The organism is Weissella sp. DD23 (genome assembly GCF_001579105.1).
GTDB lineage: Bacteria > Bacillota > Bacilli > Lactobacillales > Lactobacillaceae > Weissella > Weissella cibaria.
In genome coordinates this window covers 306,602-307,312 of the sequence record NZ_KQ970390.1, presented here as the reverse complement: position 1 = coordinate 307,312, position 711 = coordinate 306,602, and the positions used below count along the sequence as shown (strand labels likewise).

Below are 711 nucleotides of genomic sequence, written 5' to 3'. Positions count from 1 at the left end.
ACCACGTAATCAAGTTCCACCCAATTGCACCAAGCAAGGCGGCAATAACCAAGAATAATTGCTGCTCAGCGCTCACTTGCGTCATATCAACGATGTCACGTGCAATAACCGCAGCGACGGCCGTTCCCATCAAGGCCCCAATCAAGTTCATCCCGGCAGCCATGATAATTGCCGTCCTTGCCTTCAAAGCACCTGTTGTAATAGCCGTAGCGATTGCATTCGCTGCGTCGTGGAATCCGTTAACCCCATCAAAGATCAGGGCCACGATAATCACCACAACTGCTAGTACGTAGACTTCCATATTTGTCTCCTGAAATAAATACTAGTTTTAATTTTTTTATTTGTTAAAAAAACAACAGAAATAATTATATCAGTAAATACGCGGTTTCCTGGATTTTGTAACAAAATTTACAGTGCCGGTTCGCTTCGTAATGAATCATTAAAACATATTATTTAAACCATATGAAAAGCATACACAGGAATTAGACTATATTTATAAATCACGTTAAGGAAAAAAGGTATGCGTTCTAAAATACTAATAAGTACCACCCTTGTGACAACAGTCTTGGCTGCTGGCCTAATCGGTGCCAAACTTGGGTCGAATTCATTGAAAACGGCACCTGCAACAAATCATCGTACGTCATCAGCAAAACAGGTAAACAATCCGCCGGCGTCTTCACCAGCTATAAAGCATTCGGCAGTAGCCAGTAC

General features: G+C 41.9%; 1 protein-coding gene. It reads right to left on the bottom strand.

Annotated features, from left to right (window positions below; translation table 11 throughout):
- Positions 1 to 301: inorganic phosphate transporter (locus WEIDD23_RS14235; protein WP_242865368.1), on the bottom strand; the 301-nt coding region annotated here is incomplete at its 3' end.
- Between the last annotated feature and the right edge of the window lie 410 nt (positions 302 to 711).